3 protein-coding genes are annotated in these 2,214 nt (G+C 41.7%); 2 read left to right on the forward strand and 1 reads right to left on the reverse strand.

Annotated features, from left to right (window positions below; translation table 11 throughout):
• The coding region (xseA, locus tag HX743_RS15850; RefSeq protein WP_178319659.1) for an exodeoxyribonuclease VII large subunit at positions 1–1,199 on the forward strand (1,199 nt) is incomplete at its 5' end.
• Complete coding sequence (gene xseB / locus HX743_RS15855; protein ID WP_020753603.1) at positions 1,192–1,386, forward strand: exodeoxyribonuclease VII small subunit; 195 nt, start codon at positions 1,192–1,194, stop codon at positions 1,384–1,386. The genes xseA and xseB, both read left to right, overlap by 8 nt.
• On the opposite strand, the gene HX743_RS15860 is transcribed toward xseB, so the two are convergent.
• On the reverse strand, positions 1,383–2,214 hold an 832-nt coding region (locus HX743_RS15860), incomplete at its 5' end, for a DUF4113 domain-containing protein (protein WP_178319660.1). The two genes, xseB and HX743_RS15860, sit on opposite strands and share 4 nt — an antisense overlap.

Genomic DNA, 2,214 nt, shown 5'->3' on the forward strand with positions numbered 1-2,214 from the left:
CCTTTGGTGATCCTGTATGGGTTAAAGCTGAAATTAGAAGCCTGAACACCAAGAGTGGTCACTGCTACCTAGAACTTGCTGAAAAAGAAGAGGGCACTGATAAAGTCATTGCATCTTGTAAAGGAACCATTTGGAAGTCCACTGCAGCTAAGCTTCTGTACAAGTTTCAGAACGAAAGTGGAATGGAGCTGTCAAAGGACCTGAATATTCTGATTAAAGTCAAAGCCAGCTTTAGCCCACAATATGGGTTCTCAGTAAACATTGAAGACATTGATTCAAGCTTTACGCTCGGTGATCTTGCGAGACGTTACCAACAGATCGTAAAGCAACTCACAGAAGATGGCTTGATTGACAAGAATAAGAAACTCCCTACACCATTTGACATTAACAAGGTTCTCGTCATTGCACCTGAACAAGCTGCAGGATTAGGAGACTTTAGAAAGGATGCTGATATTCTGTATAAAGCAGGGGTCTGTGAATTCATCTATCACTCAGCAACATTTCAAGGTAATACAGCAGCAGCAAGTATAATTGCTTCTTTAAGCCAAGGATTAAGACAGTGGGCCAATGAATACAAAACACCTCCTGACTTGATTGTCATCATTCGTGGTGGTGGTGCTGTCAATGATTTGGCTTACTTGAATGATTACGATCTAGCTGCTTTGCTTTGCAAACGATCAGTACCTATTTGGGTTGGTATTGGACATGAACGAGATAAGACCATTCTCGATGAAATTGCACATCGATCTTTTGATACACCAAGTAAAGTGATTGGCGGTATTAGAAACCATATTGCTGAACGTGTAGATGAGGTCAAGGTTTTCATTCAATCCATCCAACTGTACTCTCAGCAGCAGATCCAAGCGTACCAAAGCCAAAATGATCAGTTAATGCAAATCACCAAATCTATGGCTCAGGCACAACTTAATCAAACCAGCAAACAAGCTGACCAAGTGAAGACGAATGTCCATTACTTTGCTCAGCAACAATTGAAACGAGCAACGCTTAATGTGGAAACGCTGATGCGAATGACGCTGATCCAAAACCCTACAAATGTATTGGCTAGAGGTTATGCCATCGTTCGTAGTGGAGGGAAGGCTATAACATCCATTCATCAAGCCAAGGATCAAACTTTGGCGATTCAATTACATGATGGTTTAATCAATACACAAGTTTTACAGGTGAAACCAAATGAGTGAACAACAACTAACATTTAAAGAAGGCTATGACATCTTAAAGAAGAATGCTGAGCTTCTAGAGTCTCAAGAGGAGCCGGACATTGATAACCTGATGAAAGTTGTTGAAGAATCCATGGCAGCTTATAAAAGCTGTAAGCAACGCATTGATGCAGTACAACAAGCATTGAATGAAAGCTTTAAGGATTAATCTTTAATTGTTAGCAGTTGATCCCATTTAAAGTAGTTCTGTGTTAGCCGATTTCGTGACATATTCCATGTTCTGTTCGGCATTAAACTCGCGCCCAAGGCAATCTTGGTTTTGCCATACTTAAGATGAATCGCTTCAAGGGAATCCATCAAAGCGTCACTGATCTCGATATGCTTCATGTCGGTAAACATATCATATACATGGCTTGCCTTTGGTTCGAGACACGTTAGAATCACGCCACATTTCTTGAAGGCAATGTCCTTGGCATACAGGCCATCAATCATCGCTGTAGCGAGTTTAGATAGCAGCAATAAGTTGTCGGTAGGTTCTGGTAAAGCCAAGGATAAAGACTTGTTGTAGAAGGGCTTTGAGCTATCAAATGGGTTTGATTGTACGAAACCAATCAGACAACCACACAACAGATTATCATCTCTCAGTCTGCTAACCGCATCCATGACATATAGCGACATAGCCTCCTTGAGATCATCAATATGGTAGATGCGTTGACCAAAAGAGCGACTCGCAATAATTTGCTTCTTGGCTGGTGGCGTATGTTCCAGTTCAATGCAAGCAATTCCATGGAGTTCCAATAAGGTTCTGTGCATCACTACAGAAAATTGGTCCCTGATCATCACAGGGGAAGTCAAGACAAAATCCATAACTGAATGAATCCCCAGGCTGTTGAGCTTCTTGGAATGCTTTCGGCCTACGCCCCAGATTTCACCAACATCTATGGCTTGATGCAGAGTTTCAGCAGAGCATGGATCCATTGAAACCAAGTTGCAAACACCATTGAAGTAAGCGTTCTTCTTGGCAATATGGTTCGCT

The organism is Acinetobacter sp. Swhac1 (genome assembly GCF_013390985.1).
Lineage (GTDB): Bacteria > Pseudomonadota > Gammaproteobacteria > Pseudomonadales > Moraxellaceae > Acinetobacter > Acinetobacter towneri.

Excerpts from the sequence above, each read along its gene's own strand:
- xseB (WP_020753603.1), top strand. The coding sequence starts at position 1,192 with ATGAGTGAACAACAACTAACATTTAAAGAAGGCTATGACATCTTAAAG.